The following is a 250-nucleotide window of genomic DNA, read 5'->3' as shown; positions in this document are numbered from 1 at the left end:
ATCTGGGCTGCTCGGCAGCGATTGGCAATCTGCGCCTTTCAGGTGTGTTCCGCCTGGAAGACACCGACAAGTTGCTGGCCATCCTGCCCCAGACCCTGCCAGTGCAGTTGCGCTACCGCACCCGTTGGTGGGTGACCTTGGGGCCAGTGGCTTGAAATTCACTGGGGTGATTTTTTTTGGCGGGTTTTGCCAGGACGTCCGGCTTAGTCAGTAAGCACTTCAATCTGCTTCCTGCGACTTCAACGGAACC

1 pseudogene is annotated in these 250 nt (G+C 57.6%); it reads left to right on the top strand.

The features are described 5' to 3' along the window. Window positions 1-155, top strand: a pseudogene (locus SB725_RS32805) (peptide ABC transporter substrate-binding protein); the annotation flags it as partial. Window positions 156-250: the final 95 nt, after the last annotated feature.

The organism is Pseudomonas sp. SIMBA_041, from assembly GCF_046535095.1.
Lineage (GTDB): Bacteria > Pseudomonadota > Gammaproteobacteria > Pseudomonadales > Pseudomonadaceae > Aquipseudomonas > Aquipseudomonas mucoides.
This window is presented reverse-complemented; position numbering and strand designations above follow the sequence as displayed.